Below are 22753 nucleotides of genomic sequence, written 5' to 3'. Positions count from 1 at the left end.
GGTCCTTTAAAGTGGGGAGGATTAAAAAAGTTGCCCTGTTTACCGTGGCCTTGCTCTTGGCAGCGGCAATAATCGCCGGTTGCGGCCAGCAAAAATCAGGGGCGGAAAAACAGGGGGCTTCCGGCGGCGATACCATTAATATCGGCGTCAACTATGAACTCTCAGGCGATGTAGCTACTTATGGTACTAATTCTAAGGACGCCATCCTGCTGGCCTTTGAAGAAATCAACCAGAACGGCGGTGTCCTGGGTGGCAAGAAGTTCAACCCTATCGTGCTGGACAATGGCGGTAAAAGAGAAGAAGCCATGAGTGCGGCTGCGAAATTGATTACGGAGAATAAAGTCGTCGCCCTCCTGGGCCCGGCTACTTCCGGTGCCACCATGGCGGCGGCGACCATGGCTACTAAATATAAAGTACCTATTATTAGTCCCTCAGCGACGAATCCAGATGTAACTGTCGATCCCCAGACCAAGAAAGTGCGCGACTACGTGTTCCGTGTCTGCTTTATCGATCCCACCCAGGCCATTGTGGGCGCGGAATTCGCCATCAAAGATCTTGGAGCTAAAAAGGCTGCCATTATTTACAGCAACTCTGATGAGTACAGCAAGGGTTTATATAAGGTATTTAAAGAGGAATTCGTTAAAAACGGCGGCCAGGTTGTGGCGGAAGAGAGCTTTAATTCCGGCGATCAGGATTTCCGTCCCGCCCTTACCAGGATTAAGGATGCCGGTGTCGACCTGATTTATGTTCCGGCCTATTACGGTGACGTGGGCAAGATTGTTAACCAGGCGCGGGAACTGGAAATAAAGGTTCCCATGCTGGGTGCTGACGGGTGGGATTCTCCCAAACTGGCTGAGTACGCCGGCGGGGCAGCGAACCTGAATAATACTTACTTTACCAACCATTACGCTGCCAGTGATCCCAACCCGCGACTTCAGGCCTTTATTAAAGCTTTTAAGGCCAAATACAACAGGGAACCGGACGCCTTTGCTGCCCTCGCTTATGATACAGCTTACCTGCTGGCCGATGCTATCAATCGGGCCGGGTCGGCCGATCCGGAGGCCATCCGCAATGCCCTGGCCAGTACGAAGAATTTTGACGGCATTACCAGTAAGATTACCATTGATGAAAACCACAACCCGGTTAAAGATGTAGCCATTATTGCCATGGTAGACGGCAAGCAAACGCTAAAGAAAAAGATTACCCATTAAAATCCTGGCCTAAAAAGGTGCCAGACCAACCAATGGGGGGGTTCTAACCCCCTCATTGGAGTTTATTTTAGGGCAGAGTTGGGAGTTGGCAGCATGGCCGTATTTCTCCAGCAGATAATCAACGGGCTGTCCCTGGGCAGCATCTATGCCCTCATTGCCTTGGGCTATACCATGGTTTATGGTATCATCCAGTTGATTAATTTTGCCCATGGCGACATTTTAATGGTGGGCGCTTATATTGCCTTTTTTGTGGTAGTTTATCTCAAATTAAATATCTGGCTGGCCTTTATCATTTCCATGATCGGTACTGCTATCCTGGGGGTTCTCATTGAGCGGGTCGCCTATAGACCTTTACGTAACGCTGGCCGCCTGGCACCCTTGATTACAGCAATCGGCGTGTCCCTATTTCTGGAGAACGGGGGCCTGATGGTCCTGGGAACCGAAATTCGTTCCTATCCGGCGGGGCTGATCACCAGCGCCCAACTGCCTTTGGCGATATTTGGCATAAAACTGACAGCCACCACCCTGCAGCTTTTAATTCTAGCCATTACAATCGCAATGATGGTCATATTGCAGTATATTGTCCATTATACCTGGGCCGGTAAAGCCATGCGGGCCGTCTCCTACGACCCGGATGCTGCCAGGCTCATGGGAATTAATGTTGATAACACTATTTCCCTGACCTTCGCCATAGGGTCGACCTTTGCGGCCGTGGCCGGGGTCCTGCTGGGGCTCTATTACAACACCATTCAGCCCTTAATGGGTATTATGCCCGGTTTAAAGGCCTTCGTGGCGGCGGTTATTGGCGGCATCGGCCTGATTCCCGGCGCCATGGTGGGGGGCTTTGCCCTGGGTATTTTTGAAACCATGGTCAGCGGTTACTGGAGCAGTAAATTACGGGACCCCATTGTGTTTCTCCTCCTTATCTTAATCCTGCTGGTCAAGCCGTCCGGCCTGCTGGGAAAGAACAATACTGAAAAGGTGTAGGTGAAACAGGTGCGATTTAGCAAAAAAAATCTAATCTCCCTGGCCGGCGCAATCCTAATTTATTTTTTGGTATACTGGCTGCAAGCAGCGGGTGTAATCAGTGCCTTCCAGGAGATTAATTTAATGATGATGGGGATCAATATTATCCTGGCAGTCAGCCTTAATCTCATTGTGGGCTTTACCGGCCAGTTGGCCCTTGGCCATGCAGGCTTTATGGCCGTGGGTGCCTATGTGTCCGCTATTCTGACTACCAACTTGGGCCAGCCTTTTCCGGTGGCTATCCTGGCCGGAGCCTGCGCGGCGGCCGTTGCCGGGATTATCATCGGGTTGCCCACCTTGCGCTTGCGGGGAGATTACCTGGCTATCGCCACTCTGGGGTTTGGAGAAATTATCCGGGGAGCAGCCAACAATATTAACTATATCGGCGGCGCCGCCGGGATGATTGGTATTCCCCAATTGACCAATTGGACCTGGCTTTACCTGATGATGGTCCTGACCATCCTGGTTATTGTCAATTTCCTTAATTCTACCCACGGGCGGGCCTGTGTGGCTATCCGGGAAAATGAGATTGCCGCCGAAACCATGGGCATCAACACCACTTACTATAAAGTCCTGGCCTTTGCCATAGGCGCCTTTTTTGCCGGGATTGCTGGGGCCCTTTATGCCCATTATTTTTACCTCATCCAGCCGACCACTTTTACCTTTTTCCGTTCCTTTGACATTCTGGTCATGGTAGTTTTTGGCGGTCTGGGAAGCGTCACCGGCTCCATCATTGCTGCGGCAGCCATCACCCTTATTAACGCCGCCCTCCAGGACCTGGCCGTTTTAAGGATGGTTATCTACGCCGTACTATTGATTGTCATCATGGTTTTCCGCCCCCAGGGTTTAATGGGTAACAAGGAACTTACCCTGGACCGCTGGGTGCCGAAACGAGGTGAAGCCAGTGGCTCTGCTGGAAACTAAGGAATTGACAATTTCCTTTGGCGGCCTGATGGCGGTAGCCAATGTGAACCTGCGTTTACAGCAGGGAGAACTGGTAGGCCTGATCGGCCCCAACGGAGCGGGAAAAACGACGATTTTCAACCTGCTGACCGGTGTTTACCGCCCCACCAGGGGAGAGATTATTTTTAACGGCCGCAGTCTGGTAGGACTGAAACCCTATCAAATTACCCAGCAAGGGATTGCCAGAACTTTCCAGAATATCCGCCTTTTCGGCAATCTGAGTGTCCTTGACAATATCCGGATAGCTTACCACTGGCACAGCCGTTATGGCGTACTTGACGCCATTCTACGCCTGCCTTCCTATCACCGGGGCGAGGCGGAGGTACTGGCACGGAGCCAGGAACTGCTGCGGATATTTAAACTGGAACCCTATCAAAATGAAAAAGCCAAAAATCTGCCTTACGGCGAGCAGCGCCGGCTGGAGATTGCCCGCGCCCTGGCGGCACGCCCTAAACTCCTTTTGCTCGACGAGCCGGCAGCCGGGATGAACCCTCAGGAAACAAAGGGATTAATGACTTTGATCAACTGGATACGACAGGAGTTTGACCTGACGATTTTATTAATCGAGCACGACATGTCCCTGGTGATGGGTATTTGTGAGCGCATCTATGTCTTGGATTACGGCCAGGTTATTGCCGAGGGACCGCCGGAGGCCATTCGCAACAACGAGCGGGTTATTGAAGCTTACCTGGGACGGGAGGTGAACGGTGTTGCTCCTCAAGGTGGAAAATCTTAATGTCTATTACGGCGCCATCCATGCCCTGAAGGGTATTTCCCTGGAAGTAAATGAAGGCGAAATTGTAACCCTGATCGGGGCTAATGGTGCCGGTAAAAGTACTACCTTGAAAACAATTTCTGGTCTTTTACGGCCCCAGAGCGGTACCATTACCTACCAGGGCCAGAATATTAACGGCTTGCCGGCCCAGGCCATAGTAAAGATGGGCATTTCCCAGGTGCCGGAAGGCCGGAGGATTTTCCCCAATCTCACAGTAAGGGAAAATTTGGAGCTAGGTGCCTACCTGCACCGGGACCGGGAAGGAATAAATAAAAGTATACAGGAAGTTTTCCGGCGCTTTCCCCGTCTCAAGGAACGCCAGAAACAATTGGCCGGTACCTTAAGCGGCGGTGAACAGCAGATGCTGGCCATCGGCCGGGCGCTGATGTCCAGGCCAAAACTTATGCTACTGGATGAGCCGTCCATGGGCCTGGCACCTATCCTGGTGCAGGAAATCTTTAATATCATCAGGGAGATTAACGAGCAGGGAACGACGATTTTACTGGTAGAGCAGAACGCCAACATAGCCTTGAGCGTGGCCCACCGCGGTTATGTTTTAGAGACGGGACGGATAACCCTGACAGGCAACGCCGCCGATCTGGCCAGCAGTGAAGCCGTCAAAAAGGCCTACCTGGGCGGCTAAATTTGCATGCCATGCAGGTTGCTTGACTTAGCCAGCCGGCGGTCGTATAATAGCGTGGGAGTGGATCGGGCCTGGTGGCCTGCCTGGACTTCAAATCCAGCCGGCGCGCGGGTGAGGCCCGGGCGCGGTGGGTTCGATTCCCACACACTCCCGCCAGAAGTGGAGATTTAACTAGGGTCGTACTATTCGCGCCATTTATGTCGCGGGCCGGGTTTTGCTTAAAAACAGGGAAGGAGGTTCAAACTGTGGCTGTTCTGGAAGTAGTCATAGCCCCCGTGGGAACAGGCAGCACCAGCATCAGCCAGTATGTGGCCGATGCCCACAGGGTCCTGCAGGAAACACCGGGAATCAAGTACCAATTAACACCTATGGGCACTATTGTCGAAGGAGAACTAGAAGTATTATTTCCCCTGCTGGCGCGGCTGCATGAGGTACCTTTCGAAAAGGGCGCCCGGCGTTCTATGACCATTATCCGCATTGACGACCGGCGCGATAAGGAATTGACTATGGAAGGAAAAGTTAAATCGGTAGAAGAAAAACTGAAGCAGGTAAAAGATTAATTCCTCTATAATGTGCTGAGGCCGGACCTTTATTCTTTTTGCTATTATCTGTTGGAAGGAAAAGGGTTTAATATAGAGAAAAAGATGGTATTCCGCTGGCTTTTGTGCTATTTTCTTTACAAACCCCCTTTAACCGATTATAATGATAAACATGATGGGTATTAGACCTTTTTTAGGAGGTGAATCCTGTGGCCACCATTACCAAGGAAATGAGCATTACAGAAGTAGTCAGCAAGTACCCGCAGACTGTGCCGGTTTTTATGGAGCATGGGATGGGTTGCCTGGGCTGCGCGGCGGCACGTTTTGAAAATATCGAGCAAGGAGCCATGGCCCACGGTATTGATGTTGATAACCTTGTTGCCGACCTGAATAAGGTAGTAAACAAAGAGGCTAAGGAAGGCTAAAGTAGATTTTCGGGTAAATCGCTCTTTATAACCCATAAAGAGCGATTTTTTTATAAAGGGGGGAGAGGCGCGGTGGGGTGCCCGACGGATCGTTCTTTCTGTGAGCTGGTGGTGGCCCTATCGACCATTCTGGATGTCGAAGAAGAAACCAAACTGTACCATGCCTGGCGGGTAGCCCTCGTGGCCAGGGAGCTGGCACAAAAAGTTTTGCCCGGCCAGGCAACGCCGGTTTTTTATGCCGGCCTGCTCCACGACATCGGTGGTATGGGTCTGGACGACCACCTGGTCCACCTTGTTCTTAAGGCTGGGGCCCGGCAAAACCCGGAAATCAGGGCTCACCCTGCTAGAGGGGCGGCCATGGTAGCGGCTATTCCCGGCCTGGGCGAGGAAGTGGCCGCCATGATCCGGGACCACCATGAGCGCTGGGACGGATCCGGCTATCCCCGGGGCCTGAAGGGTGAGGCCATCGTTCCCGGTGCCCTGCTGCTGGGGCTGGCCGATGAATTTGATCTAACCTTGCGCGCTTACCCGGGTGGCGACTGGCCAACCGTAAGGAAGGCTCTGGCTCGAAAGGCCCGGAGGGCCTTTCCCCCGGAATTGTTAGCAGTGCTCGATAGCTTAATGGCGGGTTCGCTATTTACGGAAGTAGCCACCAATACTTCCCTCGAGTTAAAGATGTTCCGGATAATTTTGGACCTGCCACCTGTAAATTTTCATGTTGATGAACCGATGAAAATTACTATCAACCTTTTTGCCCAGATAATCGATGCCAAACATGCTTATACGGCCGGCCATTCCCGGCGGGTGGCCAGCTATGCCATGCGGCTGGCCCGCTGCCTGGGCTTTAGTGAAGAGGCAATCCAGCGTCTGGAAATTGCCGGGCTCCTCCACGACTTTGGCAAAATTGCCGTTCCCCGGGCTATTTTAGATAAACCGGGGCGACTCGATGCCAGGGAATTAAAGATAGTACGCCAGCATCCGGTACGGACGATAGATTTATTGACCAGTGTTACAAGTTTGAAAGATATAGCCCATGACGCCGGACTGCATCACGAACGTTATGATGGCAAGGGTTATCCATATGGCCTGCATGATGGGGAAATTCCCCTGGGGGCCCGCATCATAGCCCTGGCCGATGCCTTTGATGCTATGACTTCCTTAAGACCCTACCAGCCAACCCGGACTCCTGAAGAAGCACTGGCTATTTTAAACCGGGGTAGTGGCAGCCAGTTTGACCCGGCAGTTGTGGCCGTAGCCCCATGTTTGCTTACATAACTGATGATGGTGGTGATGGCCATGCGTTCTTTAAGCTGGAAGATCGCCTTAAATTTTTTAGTCCTGCTCTTTTTGACCCTGACGGCTGCTTATCTTTTCCTGCGTCAGGCCATCCTTAACGCCCTGGGCCTGCCATGGCTGCCGCCCTTTCGAGCCGGTATCCTGGTGGCCAGACTGGAAGGGCAACTCTTGCTGGCTATGATGGCGGTCATGGTAGTAATGACTGCTGGGACCTTTATTCTGTCCCGAGGGATTATCATGCCCCTGAGGGCTTTGCTACCCCTGACGCAAAAAATTGCCAGCGGCGACCTGGAGCAGCGTATAGAAATTCAAAGTAATGACGAAATAGGACTGTTGAGCCACCACCTCAATGTCATGGTGGAAACATTAAGAAATAATTTTCGGGAAATGGCTGAAGAAAGAAATAAAATGCAGGCAATTCTTGCCAGTATGAGCGATGCCCTGCTAACTGTAGACCAGGTTGGCAGGGTAATGCTCTTAAATCCGGCGGCGGAGGCCATGTTTGGTAAAAAAGGAGGAGAAGTCGAGCACAAATATTTATTAGAAGTAATCCGGAATTATGAGATCGATAAACTGGTCAAAGAAATCCTGGCCAGCGGCATGCCCCTGGAAATAGAAACCCGCCTTTTTCCTACAACCAACCAGATTTTTAAAATTTATGGGGCACCCATTATCAGTGCTCAAAAGCGGGTTGTAGGGGTGGCCCTGACCATCCGGGATATAACAAACATCCGCCGCCTGGAACAAATGCGAACGGAATTTGTGGCCAATGTTTCCCACGAACTGCGCACGCCTTTGACGTCTATCCGGGGTTTTGTAGAGACTCTGCTGGAAGGTGCCCTGGAAGACCCACAGGTGAGCCGCCGTTTTCTAGGTATTATCAATAAGGAGGCTCAGCGCCTGCAGCAGTTAATTGAAGATCTCCTTGCTCTTTCGAAGCTGGAAAATAATCCTAGGGGGATTCGCGCCGGCCGGGCCCAGCTCATGTCTGTCCTGGATGGGGTTTTGGCCACTGTCAATCCCCTGGCCCGGGAAAAGGGTGTTAGCCTGGAAGTAGAAATACCGGAAGGCCTGCCGCTCCTGGCCATTGGCGAGAATTATCTAAGCCAGGTTTTGCTAAATTTAATTGACAATGGCATTAAGTATACCCCTGCCGGTGGCAGGGTAACGGTACGGGCCAGGCTGGAGGATAAGGGCCTCCGGGTGGAAGTAGAAGATACCGGTATTGGCATACCAGCAGAAAGCCTGCCCCGGGTTTTCGAACGTTTTTACCGGGTTGACAAGGCTCGCTCCAGGGAAATGGGTGGAACCGGCCTGGGCCTGGCCATTGTCAAGCATATTATTGAAGCCTACGGTGGTAATGTTGGCGTCGCCAGCCAGCCGGGGCAGGGCAGTCGTTTCTTTTTTACCTTACCGGTAGTAACGGAAGGGGAGATAGAGACGAAGAGTAAAAAAGGCCAGAATTAATCTAAACTTAACAAGGCCATTATTGATTCTTAACAGGAATGAGTTATAATATCATTAAACTTGATACTCGATTACTTCCAAATTAAGTGTCCTCTGACCTCCTTTAATATATACATTCTTGTAAGCCCAGGTTTTCTGGGCCACTTTTTTAGGTAAAAATGAAGGCCACTCCATTAAGGAGGGCCTTCATTTTAAAGAGCCGGCCAGAACCTTAACTCCGGCTACTGCAGCTACCTGCATAGCCGGCGACAACCTTCCGGCTGCCACAGACCATTACGGCAACTACAATAACCTTTGCTCGACGACCATAGCTACCTGCGAAGCCCATAAAGATCTCTCGACCTTTAGGAACCTCCGGCTTTTTGGTGAGGAAAAGCCTTGCGGCAACTATGGTCATCTTAGCTCGACCAGCAACCATCCTTACCGACCTGCCATTAATCCTTCGGACTAACGGCAAGCCGTGATGAACAGCTGCTGATCTGCCCGCCGGCCGGCCAGCAAGCCTTTTGACCTGCTGGCAACCTTTGGCCGAAAATAACCGAGCCCGTCATTGGGACCCGATAATTTTCTTGGCTCGGCCCTGGCCGACCCCGCTGATAGTATTATACCCCAGCTGGCAGCTAGTATGTATTCTTAAGCCCCGAATTTTTTGCCATTATATGGAATAAAACGGAAGATAAAGCAATTCTAATGTGCCTTTAATAATTTTTTGGTAAGCTAAAAGGAGTTAAAAATAAAAAGGAGTGAGGCAAGTGCATCTGGAAGCGGATCTCCACACCCACACCATCGCCAGCGGTCACGGTTACAGTACTGTTAAAGAACTGGCTGAAGCTGCTGAAAAACGGGGACTGAAGATGATTGCCATTACCGATCATGGCCTTAAAATGCCTGGCGGTCCCCATGAATATCACTTTGAAAATCTGGTAGCCCTGCCCCGCAAGATTGGCAATGTAGAAATTCTACGGGGTGTGGAAGCCAATATTTTGGATGCAGAGGGACACCTGGATGTGCCAGATCGCCTGCTTGACCAGTTAGACATTGTCTTGGCGGGTTTCCACACGGGTACAGGTTTTGATAACCGATCCGAGGAAGAATATACCCGCGCCGCCCTGGCGGCCGTAAGGAATCCGCGGGTACATATTATCGTCCACCCCGGCAATCCCGAATTTCCCCTAAATATAGAAAAGCTGGTGCAGGCAGCTGCTGCCGAGCATAAAGCCCTGGAGATCAATAACAATTCCTTTAGCGTGAGCCGGCCTGGCAGCCTGCCCCGCTGCCAGCTCCTGGCCAGGCTGGCCCAGAAATATAAAGTCTGGGTCGCATTAAATAGCGACGCCCATGTTTTCACGGCAGTTGGTAATTTTGCCCGGGCCTGGCAGGTAGCACGCAGCGCCGGTATTGACGAAGATCAGGTGTTGAATTTGACTGCCAACCGGGTTAAAGAGTACCTGGGATGGCATCGCCGCCGCCCCCAGTCAATCCAGGAAGAAAAGACCTCGGTTGGTAGGACTTCCCAATCCCGGGCGGTTGGTGTATAATGCCTGGGGGAGGTGATCTTCCTGGCGAAAACAAAAGAGCGCTTTGTCTGCCAGCAATGCGGGTATGAAAGCTTAAGTTTTTTGGGCCGCTGCCCTGGTTGCGGCAGCTGGAACAGCCTGGTGGCAGAGGTTTCGCCCTCGGAAGGAATAAGCCGCCCGGCAGGATTGAAGGCATCCCCGGCCTTGCTGGCAAGGATTTCCGATATTACCGGTGAGCGCCTGATAAGTACATTAAGCGAGTGGGACCGGGTGCTGGGGGGTGGCCTGGTGCCGGGTTCTCTAATCCTGGTCGGCGGGGCGCCGGGCATTGGCAAGTCGACATTACTCCTTCAGGTGGCCCATAGGCTTGCCGCCAGGTATGGCAAGATCCTTTATGTCTCCGGCGAAGAATCTCCCGGGCAGGTCAGGCTCAGGGCACAGCGCCTGGAGGCCCTTAATGGCGAGATTTATTTCCTGGGCGAGACGGATGTAGAAGCCATCCTGGCCGGGATAGAAAGCTTAAGACCGGTGGCGGTTATTGTAGACTCCATTCAAACCATGTTCCTGCCGACTATCCAGGCGGCGCCGGGGAGCGTATCCCAGGTGCGGGAATGTGCGGCGCGTTTCTTGCGCCTGGCCAAAGATGGCGGTCCGGCCGTAATCCTGGTCGGCCACGTCACCAAAGAAGGGTTCCTGGCCGGTCCCCGGGTTCTGGAACATCTGGTGGACACCGTACTCTACCTGGAAGGGGAGCGTTACCAGGCTTACCGGATCCTGCGTGCTGCCAAAAATCGTTTTGGTTCCACCAATGAAATCGGGATTTTTGAGATGGTTAGCGGGGGGCTTAAGGAAGTAGCCAACCCATCGGAGTTGCTCCTGGCCGAACGCCCGGCCGGTGTTGCCGGCTCCAGTGTGGTAGCCTGCCTGGAAGGGACCCGTCCCTTACTCCTGGAGATCCAGGCCCTGGTAAGCCCGACCACCTTTGGCAACCCGCGGCGGCTGGCTACAGGGGTCGATTTTAACCGCGCCCTGTTGCTTACGGCAGTACTGGAAAAAAGGGCGGGATTACACCTGGGCGGTTATGATATTTACCTGAACGTCGCCGGCGGCATTGCCATCAATGAACCGGCAGCTGATCTGGGGATTTGCCTGGCCATAGCCTCCGGCCTTAAAGACCGACCGGTAGAGGCTGAAACTTTAGTTTTAGGCGAGGTCGGCCTGGCAGGGGAAGTCCGGGCCGTAAGCCAGGTTGAAAGGCGTATAGAAGAAGCAGTCAGGCTGGGTTTCAGGCGTTTTCTTATCCCGACGGGGAATAAGAACCGTCTTATAAGCCAGAATGATTGCGAAATCTATGCTGTACGGTCAGTGGTTGAGGCCCTGGAACTCGGTTTGACTGCTTAAATCATGTTATAATTTTAATAAGCACGGCTTTGCCGGAATGGAGGGGAGCAAAGGATGTTTCAAGTTGGCGATAAAGTAGTTTATCCTATGCACGGGGCGGGAATTATTGAGGCCATTGAGGAACGGGAGGTGCTGGGGCAAAAGAAGAAGTACTATATTATGCGCTTTCCCCTGGGAGACGTGAAGGTGATGTTACCCTTGGAAAGTGAAAAGGCTGCAGGTTTAAGGGAAGTGGTGGACGAAGAGGGTGTCCAGGAAGTAATCAAGATTCTCAAAGAGAAAAAAGCCAGCGGCAATACCGGCAACAATTGGAATCACCGCTACCGGGCCAACCTGGAGAAATTGCGCAGCGGAAACATTTGCCAAGTAGCGGAAGTAGTGAGCATTCTGGCCAGGCGGGAGCACGATAAGGGGCTGTCTACCGGTGAACGCAAAATGTTGGAAAATGCCCGTCAGATTTTAATTAGCGAGCTGATCCTAGCCCGTAACTATGAAAAAAAGCAGGTAGAGGCCATGCTGGAAAAACTTTTAGCCTGATGGTTCCCATGGTATAAGATGGGGCGGGGTGAGGAAAAATTGAAAAGAAAGAGAGTAAAGAAGGTGAAAGCATGTTATACCGGATATTACGAGCTGCCATAGCCCTGGTGGCGGCAGCGGCGGGCTTTTATGCAGCCCAATCGGGGCTGGCCATCTGGCAGCAGAGCTGGGGGGCCAGACCTCTACCGGGCCTGCGCTTGACCCTACTGGCCCTGGTGACCTTGATTGCAGCTTTAACTGGCTATAGCCTGGCGCAGCGCCTGATTAATTTTGTCACCCAATCGACGCGCTGGTTGGAAGGAAGGTTGCAGCGGATACCGGCCCAGGAAATAATCAGCGGATCCTTGGGACTTATTTTTGGACTTATAATTGCTAATTTATTGGGGGCCTCTTTTTTTCACCTGCCCCTCGTTGGACCCTACATTCCTATGGCCGGCAGCCTTTTCTTTGGTTATCTGGGCTGGAGCCTGGGTACCAAGCGCAAGGATGAAGTCTGGGGGGTGTTTAACCTCATTCCCCGCCTGGGTGGCAAGGACCGGGAAAAAGGCAAGATTGATAGCGGGAAACCGGGAGCCAAAATCCTGGATACCAGCGTTATCATCGACGGCCGTATCGCCGATATAATTAAAAGCGGTTTTATTGAAGGTACCATGGTGATACCCTCCTTTGTCCTGGAAGAATTGCGGCACATAGCTGATTCCTCTGACCTGTTAAAACGTAACCGCGGCCGGCGGGGCCTCGATATCCTCAATAAAATTCGCAAGGAAATGGGTGTGAACGTCAAGGTCCTGGAAGTGGATTTTGAAGACCTGACGGAGGTGGATAGCAAACTAGTCCGTCTGGCTCAGAAACTGGCTGCTCCAATCCTGACCAATGACTTCAATTTGAATAAGGTGGCTGAACTCCAGGGCGTGCGGGTATTGAACATCAATGAGCTGGCCAATGCCGTCAAACCCGTTGTCCTTCCGGGGGAAGAAATGACTGTCCAGGTCATCAAGGATGGCAAAGAGATTGGCCAGGGTGTAGCCTACCTGGACGACGGCACCATGATTGTGGTCGAAAATGGGCGCCGTTACATTGGCCAGACCATTGCCGTCCTGGTAACAAGCGTCCTGCAAACAGCAGCCGGACGGATGATCTTTGCCCGGCCCAAAGGGCCAGAACGTAAAATAAGTTCCAACCACCAGGCCCTGGAGCGGGGTGAATACCAGTGCCTTTCTTGAGCCTGATTGTGGCCGCCGCCGGCCAGGGCCGGCGGCTGGGGGCCGGCAGTAATAAGGTTTTTTTGCCTCTGGGAGACAAACCTATCCTGGCTCACACCCTGGCGGTAGCCGAGGCCTCTCCCATGGTAGATGAAGTCATCGTCGTTACCCGGCCGGAAGATATCCCAATGTGCCATCAGGTGGTTACTGCAGGTCCTTACCGGAAGGTAAGGCAAATAGTCGCCGGAGGCAAGGAAAGGCAGGATTCCATTGCTGCCGGCCTTAAGGCCGTAGCACCGGTAGCAGAATGGGTGGCCGTGCATGATGGTGCACGGCCTTTTTTGAGTCCGGTCCTGCTGGAGCGGGTAATTGCCGCGGCCCGGGATACCGGGGCGGCTATTGCGGCCCTGCCGATCAAGGAAACCATTAAGAGGGGGAATACCGAAGATATGGTTACTGCCACTCTGGAACGCCGGGGCCTCTGGGCGGCGCAGACGCCCCAGGTTTTCCGCCGGGACTGGCTGGCAGCGGCCTACCGGGAGGCCGAAATTAACGGCTGGCAGGCTACCGATGATGCGGCCCTGGTGGAAAGGGCGGGTTACCCGGTGAAATTAGTTCCAGGAGAAGAAGTAAATATAAAAATTACCACCCCGGGCGACCTCGCCCTGGCCCGGGCCCTTATGGCAGGTGATAGTTAATGCGCATTGGCTGCGGTTTTGATGTCCACCGGCTGGTTCCTCACCGGCGCCTGGTCCTGGGTGGGGTCGAAATCCCCTATTCCCTCGGCCTGGCCGGCCATTCCGATGCCGATGTTTTGCTTCACGCCCTGGCCGATGCCCTGCTGGGTGCGGCGGCCCTGGGGGATATCGGCAGGCATTTTCCCCCCGGCGATCCCCGTTATAAAGACGCCGACAGCCTCGTTTTACTGCAAGAGGTTTATCGTATGGTCAGGCAGGCGGGATACCGCCTGGGCAATGCCGATACCATTATCATTGCCGAGCAACCCAAGCTTGCCCCTTTTATTGACAGCATGCGGGAACGAATAGCCCGGGCGCTGGAGGTTCAAAAGGATCAGATCAGCATCAAAGCTACAACGACCGAGGGTCTGGGTTTTACCGGGCGGGGCGAGGGCATTGCCGCCCAGGCAAGCGTCCTGTTACTTGACAGTGATGAACGCCCGGGTTTATAATGTTTCTGGTTTATAATGATTCTGACTTAAAGTTTATAGTGCCAATGGCTATGAGCAGGGAGAGTAGGCGCACCAGGGGTCACCAGAGAGGGACCACCATTGGCTGGAAGTGGACCCGGATACCGGGCGCTGAAGTGCTCCTGGGAGCTGCAGGACTGAAAGTGAAGTAGGTTCTGCCGGCGGGCCCCGTTATTGGCCTGGGCGTTATATTGCCCGCTGAGAGGGAGAGCAATTCTCCAAGCAGGGTGGAACCGCGGCCTTTCGTCCCTGACGGGATGAAAGGTTTTTATATTATAGGGAGGAGGTTGTTAGCTTTGTGGCGGCAACTAAGAAGGGATATTGAAGTTATTTTCCAGCGTGATCCGGCAGCCAGGAGCATCCTGGAGGTCATCCTGTGTTATCCCGGTTTTCATGCCCTGCTCCTCCACCGCATCGCCCATTTCTTTTACAGCCATGGAATGAAGCTGCTGGCAAGGTTTATTTCCCAGATCAACCGCTTCCTGACCGGAATTGAAATCCATCCCGGGGCTAAACTGGGGGAAGGCATTTTCATCGATCACGGCATGGGAGTGGTTATCGGCGAGACAACGGAAATAGGTAATAATGTTACCCTGTACCAGGGCGTAACCCTGGGGGGTACGGGCAAGGAAAAGGGGAAGCGCCACCCTACCATTGGCAACAACGTCGTCATCAGCGCCGGGGCCAAGGTTCTGGGGAATATTACTATTGGCGATAATGTCAAAATAGGCGCTGGTTCCGTAGTTTTACGTGATGTACCCGCCAACTGCACGGTGGTAGGCGTACCGGGCAAGGTAGTTGTGCGTAACGGTCGCAAAATTGCTGATGCCGAAGTCAGCGAAATCGACCTCCGCCACGACGAACTGCCGGATCCGGTTGCCGAAATGCTCCTCTGCCTGCAACGCCAGATCCAGCGTCTGGAACAAAGGATCGAAGAACTGGAGGCCAGCAAGGATGAGCATCTACCTGTACAATACGCTGACGGGCCGAAAGGAAGAGTTCACTCCGTCTGAGACGGGCCGGGTGCGGATGTATGTCTGCGGGCCAACTACTTATAACTATATCCATCTGGGTAACGCCCGGCCCCTGGTGGTCTTTGACGCCCTCCGGCGTTACCTGGAATACCGGAATTATGACGTCTTTTATGTCCAGAATTTCACCGACATCGACGACAAGGTCATCAACAGGGCCCGGGAAGAAGGAGTACCGGCATTAAGTTTAGCTGAACGTTATATTGAGGAGTTTTTCCGCGACGCCGATGCCTTAAATGTGAAGCGGGCCTCCCTTTATCCCCGGGTCAGCCAGCATATAGGAGATATTATCGCCGCCATCGAGGAGCTTATACGGCGCGGTTTTGCCTATGAAGCCGGGGGCGACGTTTACTTTGAAGTAGAAAAGTTCCCCGCCTATGGTCGCCTGTCCAGGCGTACCCCCGGTGAAATGCGAGCCGGAGCCCGGGTGGAAGTCAACACCGCCAAGCGCAACCCCCTGGATTTTGCCCTCTGGAAGGCAGCCTGCCCCGGCGAACCGGCCTGGGATAGCCCCTGGGGGCCTGGCCGGCCCGGCTGGCATATTGAGTGCTCCACCATGGCCTTGAAATACCTGGGGCCGGGGTTCGATATCCACGGCGGCGGCGCCGATCTCATTTTCCCCCATCACGAGAACGAGATTGCCCAGGCAGAAGCCGGAACAGGCTGCCCCTTTGCTCGTTTCTGGCTGCACAACGGCTTTATCACCGTCAACCAGGAGAAGATGTCCAAGTCAAAAGGCAATTTTTTCCTTGTGAGGGACATCACCAGCCGTTTCCGGCCCCTGGCCGTGCGCCTGTTTTTACTTTCAACCCATTACCGCAGCCCCATTGACTTTGACGACGCCGGGCTCCTGGCTGCCGAGAAGGGCCTGGAACGGCTGGAAAACACCCGCCGTCTTTTAAACGAGGCCCGCTGCTATCTGGCGGGTGACGGTAGGGGAACGGCCAGCAGCGAAGAGGGTGCTGCCCTGGCCGGCCGGGTTGAAGAACTGCGCCAGGAATTTATGGCCGCCCTGGATGATGACTTCAATACGGCGCGGGCCCTGGCGGCCCTTTATGACCTGGCCCGGGAGATCAATAGTTACTTTGCTGGGACGGCCCGGCCGGACACCGGGGCTGTTATCAAGGCAGCTACAGTTTTTGAGGATCTGGGCGAAAATGTCCTGGGTCTCTTTGGCCGGCCGCATCAGCAGGTGGATGATGCCCTTCTGGAAGGTCTCATGGACATCATTTTAAGTATCCGCCAGGAAGCACGACAGCGCAAAGACTGGGCCACGGCCGACGCCATTCGCGACCGTCTCAAGGGCTTGGGAATAATCCTGGAGGACACCCCCCGCGGGCCCCGCTGGAAGAAAAGCTAAGGAGTGGAGGCAGTGGATCCTGTTGCCGGCCTTTCGCCCCTGGTTCTCGCCTACGTCGGTGACGCCGTATACGAACTGCTGGTCCGCACTCACCTGGTGCGCCGCGGCCCCGCCAGGCTGGAGCAATTGCACCGGGAAGCCGTGCGTTTTGTCCGGGCCGCCAGCCAGGCCAGGTTAGTCCCGGCCCTGGAGGCCCATTTGACGGCTGTGGAAAAGGATATCCTGCGCCGGGGGCGAAATGCCCGGCCGGGGCACCTGCCCCGCAGCGCCGTCCCGGAGGAGTACCATTTCAGTACAGCCCTGGAAAGCCTCTTCGGTTACCTGTACCTGAAGGGCGAGTGGCAGAGGCTGGACGAGCTTACCCGGCTCATTTTTGAACTGGCGGAAGTATAACAGGGAGAGGAATAAAATGCAAGTTGAACTCATCAGCCATACCCCGGATCCAGAGCGTTTGGTCGCAGCAGCTGCTCGCCTTTGTTACTCGCCCCGTGGGGCAAGCAGGCTGATGGCCGAAATGGACAAAGACGAAGTGGCAAGGCTGCTGCGCCTGCTTATATCCCTGGGTCATGAATCCCCCCTGGAGCATATCACCTTTACCTTTGCCATAGAAGGGGTCAGCCGCGTCCTTTCCCACCAGCTGGTCAGGCACCGTATAGCTTCCTATTCCCAGAAATCCCAGCGCTACGTCAACGAAGATGATTTTACCTACATTATCCCTCCCAGCATCGCCGCTGTACCGGAAGCTCTGGCTCGCTATCAAGAATGTATGCGGGCCTTACAAAAGGCATATCATGAAATACAGGAGCTGGTCCCCCGGGAAGATGCCCGCTACCTGTTACCAAATGCCTGCGAAACCAAGCTGGTCTGTACCTTTAACGCCCGCAGTTTGTTTAATTTTTTCCGCCTGCGTTGCTGTAACCGGGCCCAGTGGGAAATCCGGGAGCTGGCCTTAAAAATGAGGGAGCAGGTGAGAAAGGTAGCACCTCTCATTTTTTGCCATGCCGGGCCCACCTGCGAAACGGAGGGCGTCTGCCGCGAAGGTGCCCGGAGTTGTGGGCGGGCGCCAGTGGTTCGTGCCAGGGAGGAAATTTGATGGACGATATTCTTGCCGGCCGCAACCCGGTCCGGGAAGCCCTGCGGGCCGGACGGCCTTTGCATAAGATTTTAATGGCTTTCCCGCTTGAAGGCAGGGCTATTAGCGAGATACTCGCCCTGGCCCGGAGCCAGGGCGTCCCTGTCCAGCGGGTGGACAGGTCGGTCCTGGATAGAGTGGCAGGTGCCCGGCACCAGGGAGTGGTAGCCCTGGCGGCGGCCAGGAGTTATGTCGAGCTTGAGGATCTCTTATCCCTGGCGCGGGAAAAGGGCGAGCCCCCTTTTTTAATCATGCTGGATCAGGTGGAAGATCCCCATAACCTGGGGGCCATTTTACGCTCCGCTGAAGCTGCCGGCGCCCATGGCATCATTATTCCCCGGCGGCGTACGGCAGGGTTGACACCAGCCGTGGCCCGGGCTGCTGCCGGGGCCCTGGAGTATCTCCCTGTAGCCAGGGTAACCAACCTGTCCCAGGCCATAGTTAAACTAAAGAAGGAAGGCCTCTGGGTTATTGGCGCCGAGGGCGATGGTACAAAGGATGCCTTTACCAGCGATTTTACTGTACCCCTGGTCCTGGTCTTGGGCAGCGAGGGCCGGGGTCTTTCTTCCCTGGTCAGATCCCACTGTGATTTTATCGTGAGACTGCCCATGCGCGGGAGAATTAATTCTTTAAATGTGGCTGCCGCAGCTACGGTTTTAATGTATGAGGTAGTGCGCCAGAGGTATTGCTGCCAGGTATGAAGCGGGGTGAACCTGTGCCTGATGTGCTCATTGTTGACGGCTATAACTTTTTATATAGCTGGCCGGAATTAGTTAGGCTCAAAGAAGAGTCAAGTTTTGCCCATGCCCGCGATAAACTAATAGCAGAGTTGATTAATTACCAGGCCTACTGGGGAGGGCAGGTAATAGTTGTTTTTGACGCCCATCGGGTTTCCGGGTCAGGCGAAAAAAAGGAAAAAATTGGCGGGGTAGAGATAATTTATAGCCAGGAAGGAGAAACGGCTGATGCCGTCATCGAGAAACTTGTTAGGAACCTTAATACCCAGGGCCAGGTTTACGTAGCTACCTCCGATGCGGCTGAGCAGCGTATGATCCTGGGAGGCGGGGCTCTCCGTCTGCCGGTAGCCGAATTAAAGGCTTACATTGAAAACGCCCGCCGGGAGATGGCCAGGGAGGGGCAGAAGGGTATCCAGAGAAACTCCATCGACGGGCGCCTCCGGGGAGAAACCCTTAAAGTTCTGGAAAACTGGCGGCGCCGGTAGGCAGTAGTTAACTCTTGCGGTTGAGATAGGTTTCTTGTATAATTATTGATGTTATTGGACAAGATATAGGGCCTCCTTTTGTTACTATGGTCTTGGAAATCCAGGGTGGAGGCGTTGGCATGAGCGTCAATGTACAGCAGGAACCGTGGCAACCCTATGAAGTTCTTGGGGATGAAGACATTGTTTACCTGGCCCAGGAAGGTGATGAAGTAGCTCAGGAATATTTGATTAATAAGTACCGTAATTTTGTCCGGGCGAAAGCGCGTTCCTATTTCCTCATTGGCGCTGACCGGGAGGACATTGTGCAGGAAGGGATGATTGGCCTTTACAAGGCCATTCGCGATTTTCGCGGCGATAAGTTGTCCTCCTTCCGGGCCTTTGCCGAGCTGTGCATTACCCGGCAGATTATCACGGCCATCAAAACAGCTACCCGGCAAAAGCACATCCCCCTGAACTCTTATGTCTCCCTCAATAAGCCCATTTATGACGAAGATTCCGATCGCACCCTGCTGGACATTATTTCTGGTTCCAAGATTACCGACCCGGAAGAACTAATCATCAGCCAGGAAGAATTCGTTGATATCGAAGAAAAAATGGGCGAGATTTTAAGCTCCCTGGAGTGGAAAGTTTTAATGTCCTACCTGGAAGGGAAATCCTACCAGGAGATTGCCGTGGATCTGAAACGCCATGTTAAATCCATCGATAATGCCCTCCAGCGCGTAAAGCGCAAGCTGGAACGTTACCTGGAACGGCGGGATAACAACCAATAATTGCCTGGAAAAAGGGCTTGACGCCATCAAAGCATGATGTTATAATTACAGTTGCGTCTGAAAAGGAAATATGGAGGGGTTCCCGAGTTGGCCAAAGGGGGCAGACTGTAAATCTGCTGGCGCAGCCTTCGCTGGTTCAAATCCAGCCCCCTCCACCATAAATAATGTTGCGGGGTGGAGCAGCTGGTAGCTCGTCGGGCTCATAACCCGAAGGTCGATGGTTCAAATCCATCCCCCGCAACCATGCCCATATAGCTCAGTTGGTAGAGCGTCGCCTTGGTAAGGCGGAGGTCACCGGTTCAATCCCGGTTATGGGCTCCAGAAAATTTTTAAGAGGAGCAGTAGAGCTCCTTTTTTTATTGCCCAGGAAAAATAATAAGCCCCGGGCTTTCCTTTTGTCACCAGAGTTGTTATACTGTAGCCGAGGTGAAGAGAATTGGCCCTTACCTGTGGCATTATCGGCCTGCCCCTGGTAGGCAAAACGACGTTATTCAACCTTTTAACCCAAGCTGAGGCGGAGACCTCGGCCTTTGCTGGCCGGACAAAAACCAATATCAGGACTGCGCCCATTCCCGACCCCCGCCTGGATTTTCTAGCTTCCCTTTACCACCCGCGTAAAGTTACCCCGGCCACCCTGGAGATTATCGATGTACCGGGATTGACCCGCGGTACCGGGGCGGCTTTCCTCGCTGCCGTCCGGGAGGTTGATGCCCTGATTCATGTCGTCCGGACCTTTCAACGGGAGGACGTGCTCCATGTAGAGGGAAGCCTCAATCCGGTGCGCGACCTGGAGATGATCAATGCCGAACTCCTGCTGGCGGACCTGCAGCTGGTGGAAACCAGGCTGGAACGCATTGCTGCCAGCAAGAAAGTGAAGGGCGATCTGCTGGCCGAACAAAGCGCCTTGCGCCGCTGCCAGGAAGCCCTGGAAGCGGAAAAGCCTTTACTGGAAGCTGGTCTTACGCCCGACGAATGGCAGGCTTTACGCCACATGGGGTTTTTAACCACTAAGCCCATGATCATTGTGGTCAATATTGACGAGGAGCAGCTCAGGGAAGGCCATTATGAGGGGCAGGAAGAGGTTGAGGCTTATGCCGCCGCCAGAGGCATTCCGGTTTTAAACCTTTGTGCGGCATTGGAAGCCGAAATAGCCCGCCTGGAACCTGCCGATCGGGAAGTTTTTCTAAAAGAAATGGGTATTACCGAACCTGGCATTGACCGTCTGGCCCGGGCTATCTACCGCCGCCTGGGGTTAATCTCCTTCCTCACGGCGGGGGAAGATGAGGTCCGCGCCTGGACCATCAAAGAAGGGACAACTGCGCGGGCCGCCGCTGGCAAGATTCACAGCGATATTGAGCGGGGTTTTATTCGTGCGGAGGTGGTAAGTTTTAGTGACCTGGCAAGGCTCGGGGACATGAATAAAGTGAAGGAAAATGGCCTGGCCCGCCTGGAGGGCAAGGAATATATCGTCCAGGATGGCGATATTATCAACTTTCGCTTTAATGTTTAATCATAAATTAGCGGTCCAATCCCCCCCCGTGGGGGGATTTTTTATTGGGTAACCACCGGCGTAAGCAATACATAAACTACCAAGAGGGACCTAAAAGCATTGGTTAAAGGGCCGGCATCTTTTTCAGAGGGGGTGGCATCATGGCTGAAGTCCAGATCCAGCCTGAAGCCCAGGTACGGGATATTTTGGCCGATGGCGGTCTGGTGTTTCTTTTTCTGTTCCTGTTGATCGCTTTATTTATCTTTGTTTAGCCCGGGTAAGCTGCCGGGCGTTTTTCCTGGAGTGTAACCTTATGGCAGGCAATGGCATAAGTTAAAGTAAAACTTGGAGAAATTGGAAGGGGGGACCACATGATGGCAGACGGATTTGTTTTTGGCAACTGGGCTTTTATCCTCTTCCTGGTACTGATTCTGCTGTTCTTCGGTAATTAACCGCCTATAACTACCGGAGAAAGGGGGAATAACCATGGGCGGCTTCTTCGGACCAGGTCCATTTGGCAGCTGGGCCTTAATTCTGTTTCTGATCCTTATCCTGCTCTTCTTTGGCAACTAATCCTGGTTAGGTATTATAGAAAGGGGGAATAATCATGGGCGGCTTCTTCGGACCAGGTTTCTCCGGCAGCTGGGCCTTGATCCTGTTCCTGGTTCTCATCCTGCTGTTCTTCGGTAACTAGCAATTGAGTAGGAGGGGGCGACTAGCTCCCTCCTCATATACTAACTGGCAGGGTATTCGTTATACGGATACCCTTCGATACGCTAGCGAATCCCTGGTTACGCCAACAAGCAAGAGCACGACTTCTAGCCTGAGTTCAAATTTCCCGGGTTATCTGATAATACTAAGAAAATGGTGCAGGATCCGAGCGGTCAGCCCCCAGATAATCCAACCTTCAAACTCGTAGAACAGCTCAGGCCAGGTGGCCCGGCGCCAGGGGTATTGCCGGCCATAGGGAATCTTATGGAAGGGGAAATCTGCCGGTGGTTGTACCTGTAGCGTAATTTCGTGATACTCAGGGGTAAGCCTCAGGAGCCGGTCCAGCGGTGCCGTAAAGACTTTCTCTACCTCCAGGGGGTTGGGGTTGATGCTTTGGGGCTCTCGCAAGAGGCCGACAAAGGGGTGGATGACCTGCTGGAAGGGAGTAACCAGGATGTCCAGGCCGCCCCAGATTGCAATAGAATCCGCGACCAGCCCTAGTTCCTCACAGGTTTCCCTTAAGGCTGCATCTTTCTCACCCCTGTCGCCGGGTTGAAGACGCCCGCCGGGGAAACAAATCTCTCCTGGCTGGGTTTTTAAATTGCGGGAACGTATTTCAAAAAGGAGCGAGAGGGAACCGTCATTTTCTTTTAGCAGGGGTAAAAGGACGGCGGATTGAGCATACAGGCGGGCGTCCAGGAGCCCGCTTTGGTGTTGTTTTACTTTAGCCTTTATATCTGCCAAACGAAAATCCCGCATTTAAGTATCACCTGCCTGCTATTTTTCCAGTCAAAGTGGTCCGCAAAGCCCTGTAACGGATTTTATCCTA

At 53.5% G+C, this 22753-nt stretch carries 25 protein-coding genes, 4 tRNA genes and 1 other annotated feature; of the genes, 27 read left to right on the top strand and 2 right to left on the bottom strand.

Going from position 1 to position 22753, the window contains the following annotated elements:
• Positions 1-11: 11 nt before the first annotated feature.
• The 10 genes from E308F_RS03445 (at position 12) to pnpS (ending at position 8345) form a co-directional block, all read left to right on the top strand.
• Positions 12-1211, top strand: coding sequence for an ABC transporter substrate-binding protein (locus E308F_RS03445; RefSeq protein ID WP_141263558.1), 1200 nt, complete (start codon positions 12-14; stop codon positions 1209-1211).
• 93 nt (positions 1212-1304) lie between these two features.
• Positions 1305-2198: a branched-chain amino acid ABC transporter permease gene (locus E308F_RS03440; RefSeq protein WP_172613479.1), complete on the top strand. Its 894-nt coding sequence runs from the start codon at positions 1305-1307 to the stop codon at positions 2196-2198.
• The gene (locus E308F_RS03435; protein ID WP_277997548.1) at positions 2199-3161 is read left to right on the top strand and encodes a branched-chain amino acid ABC transporter permease; all 963 of its coding nucleotides are present in this window, start codon (positions 2199-2201) and stop codon (positions 3159-3161) included.
• On the top strand, positions 3142-3936 hold the full coding sequence (locus E308F_RS03430) for an ABC transporter ATP-binding protein (RefSeq protein WP_141263555.1): 795 nt from the start codon (positions 3142-3144) through the stop codon (positions 3934-3936). Before E308F_RS03435 ends, E308F_RS03430 begins: the two co-directional genes overlap by 20 nt.
• The gene (locus E308F_RS03425) at positions 3911-4618 is read left to right on the top strand and encodes an ABC transporter ATP-binding protein (protein ID WP_141264083.1); all 708 of its coding nucleotides are present in this window, start codon (positions 3911-3913) and stop codon (positions 4616-4618) included. Before E308F_RS03430 ends, E308F_RS03425 begins: the two co-directional genes overlap by 26 nt.
• Before the next feature lie 56 nt (positions 4619-4674).
• Positions 4675-4774, top strand: a tRNA-Sec gene (locus E308F_RS15705).
• Positions 4775-4863: 89 nt separating this feature from the next.
• Positions 4864-5178 carry an MTH1187 family thiamine-binding protein gene (locus E308F_RS03420; protein WP_141263554.1) on the top strand — a complete coding sequence of 105 codons (315 nt, stop codon included), beginning with the start codon at positions 4864-4866 and terminating at the stop codon, positions 5176-5178.
• Positions 5179-5387: 209 nt separating this feature from the next.
• A complete protein-coding gene (locus tag E308F_RS03415; protein ID WP_172613693.1) occupies positions 5388-5582 on the top strand; it encodes a DUF1858 domain-containing protein in 195 nt (64 codons plus the stop codon).
• A 72-nt stretch (positions 5583-5654) separates the two neighbouring features.
• Positions 5655-6857 (top strand): HD-GYP domain-containing protein, encoded by a 1203-nt coding sequence (locus tag E308F_RS03410; protein ID WP_141263552.1) that lies wholly within the window; start codon positions 5655-5657, stop codon positions 6855-6857.
• 3 nt (positions 6858-6860) lie between these two features.
• Entirely contained in the window at positions 6861-8345 is a 1485-nt protein-coding gene (gene pnpS / locus E308F_RS03405; RefSeq protein ID WP_216364436.1) for a two-component system histidine kinase PnpS, read from the top strand.
• A gap of 211 nt (positions 8346-8556) precedes the next feature.
• Here the strand turns inward: pnpS and E308F_RS03400 are convergent, their stop codons facing one another.
• Positions 8557-8763 (bottom strand): hypothetical protein, encoded by a 207-nt coding sequence (locus E308F_RS03400; RefSeq protein WP_141263550.1) that lies wholly within the window; start codon positions 8761-8763, stop codon positions 8557-8559.
• Between the two features lie 334 nt (positions 8764-9097).
• Between E308F_RS03400 and E308F_RS03395 the strand changes: the two genes are divergently transcribed.
• The 17 genes from E308F_RS03395 to ychF all read left to right on the top strand — a co-directional run bounded on the left by E308F_RS03395 (position 9098) and on the right by ychF (position 21234).
• Positions 9098-9883 (top strand): phosphatase, encoded by a 786-nt coding sequence (locus E308F_RS03395; RefSeq protein WP_141263549.1) that lies wholly within the window; start codon positions 9098-9100, stop codon positions 9881-9883.
• 21 nt (positions 9884-9904) lie between these two features.
• Complete coding sequence (radA, locus tag E308F_RS03390; RefSeq protein WP_141264082.1) at positions 9905-11263, top strand: DNA repair protein RadA; 1359 nt, start codon at positions 9905-9907, stop codon at positions 11261-11263.
• 54 nt (positions 11264-11317) lie between these two features.
• Positions 11318-11800 carry a CarD family transcriptional regulator gene (locus tag E308F_RS03385; protein WP_141263548.1) on the top strand — a complete coding sequence of 161 codons (483 nt, stop codon included), beginning with the start codon at positions 11318-11320 and terminating at the stop codon, positions 11798-11800.
• Positions 11801-11871: 71 nt separating this feature from the next.
• Positions 11872-13023, top strand: a complete 1152-nt coding sequence (locus E308F_RS03380) for a PIN/TRAM domain-containing protein (RefSeq protein WP_141263547.1) — start codon at positions 11872-11874, stop codon at positions 13021-13023.
• Entirely contained in the window at positions 13011-13700 is a 690-nt protein-coding gene (gene ispD, locus E308F_RS03375) for a 2-C-methyl-D-erythritol 4-phosphate cytidylyltransferase (protein ID WP_141263546.1), read from the top strand. The genes E308F_RS03380 and ispD overlap by 13 nt, the downstream gene beginning before the upstream one ends.
• Positions 13700-14191: a 2-C-methyl-D-erythritol 2,4-cyclodiphosphate synthase gene (ispF, locus tag E308F_RS03370; protein WP_141263545.1), complete on the top strand. Its 492-nt coding sequence runs from the start codon at positions 13700-13702 to the stop codon at positions 14189-14191. Before ispD ends, ispF begins: the two co-directional genes overlap by 1 nt.
• Positions 14192-14232: 41 nt before the next feature.
• Positions 14233-14463, top strand: a binding site (T-box leader).
• Positions 14464-14505: 42 nt separating this feature from the next.
• A complete protein-coding gene (gene cysE, locus E308F_RS03365; protein WP_216363856.1) occupies positions 14506-15222 on the top strand; it encodes a serine O-acetyltransferase in 717 nt (238 codons plus the stop codon).
• On the top strand, positions 15170-16600 hold the full coding sequence (gene cysS, locus E308F_RS03360) for a cysteine--tRNA ligase (protein ID WP_141264081.1): 1431 nt from the start codon (positions 15170-15172) through the stop codon (positions 16598-16600). The genes cysE and cysS overlap by 53 nt, the downstream gene beginning before the upstream one ends.
• 12 nt (positions 16601-16612) lie before the next feature.
• Positions 16613-16993, top strand: coding sequence for a Mini-ribonuclease 3 (locus E308F_RS03355; RefSeq protein WP_141263542.1), 381 nt, complete (start codon positions 16613-16615; stop codon positions 16991-16993).
• Positions 16994-17009: 16 nt separating this feature from the next.
• Complete coding sequence (gene thyX, locus E308F_RS03350) at positions 17010-17693, top strand: FAD-dependent thymidylate synthase (RefSeq protein ID WP_141263540.1); 684 nt, start codon at positions 17010-17012, stop codon at positions 17691-17693.
• The gene (gene rlmB / locus E308F_RS03345) at positions 17693-18433 is read left to right on the top strand and encodes a 23S rRNA (guanosine(2251)-2'-O)-methyltransferase RlmB (protein WP_141263538.1); all 741 of its coding nucleotides are present in this window, start codon (positions 17693-17695) and stop codon (positions 18431-18433) included. The genes thyX and rlmB overlap by 1 nt, the downstream gene beginning before the upstream one ends.
• Positions 18434-18447: 14 nt before the next feature.
• A complete protein-coding gene (locus tag E308F_RS03340; RefSeq protein ID WP_172613483.1) occupies positions 18448-18954 on the top strand; it encodes an NYN domain-containing protein in 507 nt (168 codons plus the stop codon).
• Positions 18955-19073: 119 nt separating this feature from the next.
• Positions 19074-19724, top strand: a complete 651-nt coding sequence (gene sigH / locus E308F_RS03335) for an RNA polymerase sporulation sigma factor SigH (RefSeq protein WP_062280853.1) — start codon at positions 19074-19076, stop codon at positions 19722-19724.
• A 72-nt stretch (positions 19725-19796) separates the two neighbouring features.
• A tRNA-Tyr gene (locus tag E308F_RS03330) sits at positions 19797-19882 on the top strand.
• Between the two features lie 10 nt (positions 19883-19892).
• Positions 19893-19968 (top strand) — tRNA-Met (locus tag E308F_RS03325).
• Position 19969: 1 nt separating this feature from the next.
• A tRNA-Thr gene (locus E308F_RS03320) sits at positions 19970-20045 on the top strand.
• Positions 20046-20160: 115 nt separating this feature from the next.
• A complete protein-coding gene (gene ychF, locus E308F_RS03315; RefSeq protein WP_141263534.1) occupies positions 20161-21234 on the top strand; it encodes a redox-regulated ATPase YchF in 1074 nt (357 codons plus the stop codon).
• 822 nt (positions 21235-22056) lie between these two features.
• Here the strand turns inward: ychF and E308F_RS03310 are convergent.
• Positions 22057-22683 carry an NUDIX hydrolase gene (locus E308F_RS03310; protein WP_141263532.1) on the bottom strand — a complete coding sequence of 209 codons (627 nt, stop codon included), beginning with the start codon at positions 22681-22683 and terminating at the stop codon, positions 22057-22059.
• Between the last annotated feature and the right edge of the window lie 70 nt (positions 22684-22753).

It is taken from the genome of Moorella sp. E308F, assembly GCF_006538365.1.
Classification (GTDB): Bacteria; Bacillota; DSM-521; order Neomoorellales; family Neomoorellaceae; genus Neomoorella.
Note: the sequence above shows the minus strand (reverse complement) of the source record. Positions and strands in the feature narration are given on the sequence as shown.

What these genes read in the sequence shown, in the direction of transcription:
- E308F_RS03440 (WP_172613479.1), top strand. Translation starts at nt 1,305, where the DNA reads ATGGCCGTATTTCTCCAGCAGATAATCAACGGGCTGTCCCTGGGCAGC.
- E308F_RS03415 (WP_172613693.1), top strand. Translation starts at nt 5,388, where the DNA reads ATGAGCATTACAGAAGTAGTCAGCAAGTACCCGCAGACTGTGCCGGTT.
- pnpS (WP_216364436.1), top strand. Translation starts at nt 6,861, where the DNA reads ATGATGGTGGTGATGGCCATGCGTTCTTTAAGCTGGAAGATCGCCTTA.
- E308F_RS03400 (WP_141263550.1), bottom strand. Translation starts at nt 8,763, where the DNA reads ATGGTTGCTGGTCGAGCTAAGATGACCATAGTTGCCGCAAGGCTTTTC.
- E308F_RS03385 (WP_141263548.1), top strand. Translation starts at nt 11,318, where the DNA reads ATGTTTCAAGTTGGCGATAAAGTAGTTTATCCTATGCACGGGGCGGGA.
- E308F_RS03380 (WP_141263547.1), top strand. Translation starts at nt 11,872, where the DNA reads ATGTTATACCGGATATTACGAGCTGCCATAGCCCTGGTGGCGGCAGCG.
- ispF (WP_141263545.1), top strand. Translation starts at nt 13,700, where the DNA reads ATGCGCATTGGCTGCGGTTTTGATGTCCACCGGCTGGTTCCTCACCGG.
- thyX (WP_141263540.1), top strand. Translation starts at nt 17,010, where the DNA reads ATGCAAGTTGAACTCATCAGCCATACCCCGGATCCAGAGCGTTTGGTC.
- rlmB (WP_141263538.1), top strand. Translation starts at nt 17,693, where the DNA reads ATGGACGATATTCTTGCCGGCCGCAACCCGGTCCGGGAAGCCCTGCGG.
- sigH (WP_062280853.1), top strand. Translation starts at nt 19,074, where the DNA reads ATGAGCGTCAATGTACAGCAGGAACCGTGGCAACCCTATGAAGTTCTT.
- E308F_RS03310 (WP_141263532.1), bottom strand. Translation starts at nt 22,683, where the DNA reads ATGCGGGATTTTCGTTTGGCAGATATAAAGGCTAAAGTAAAACAACAC.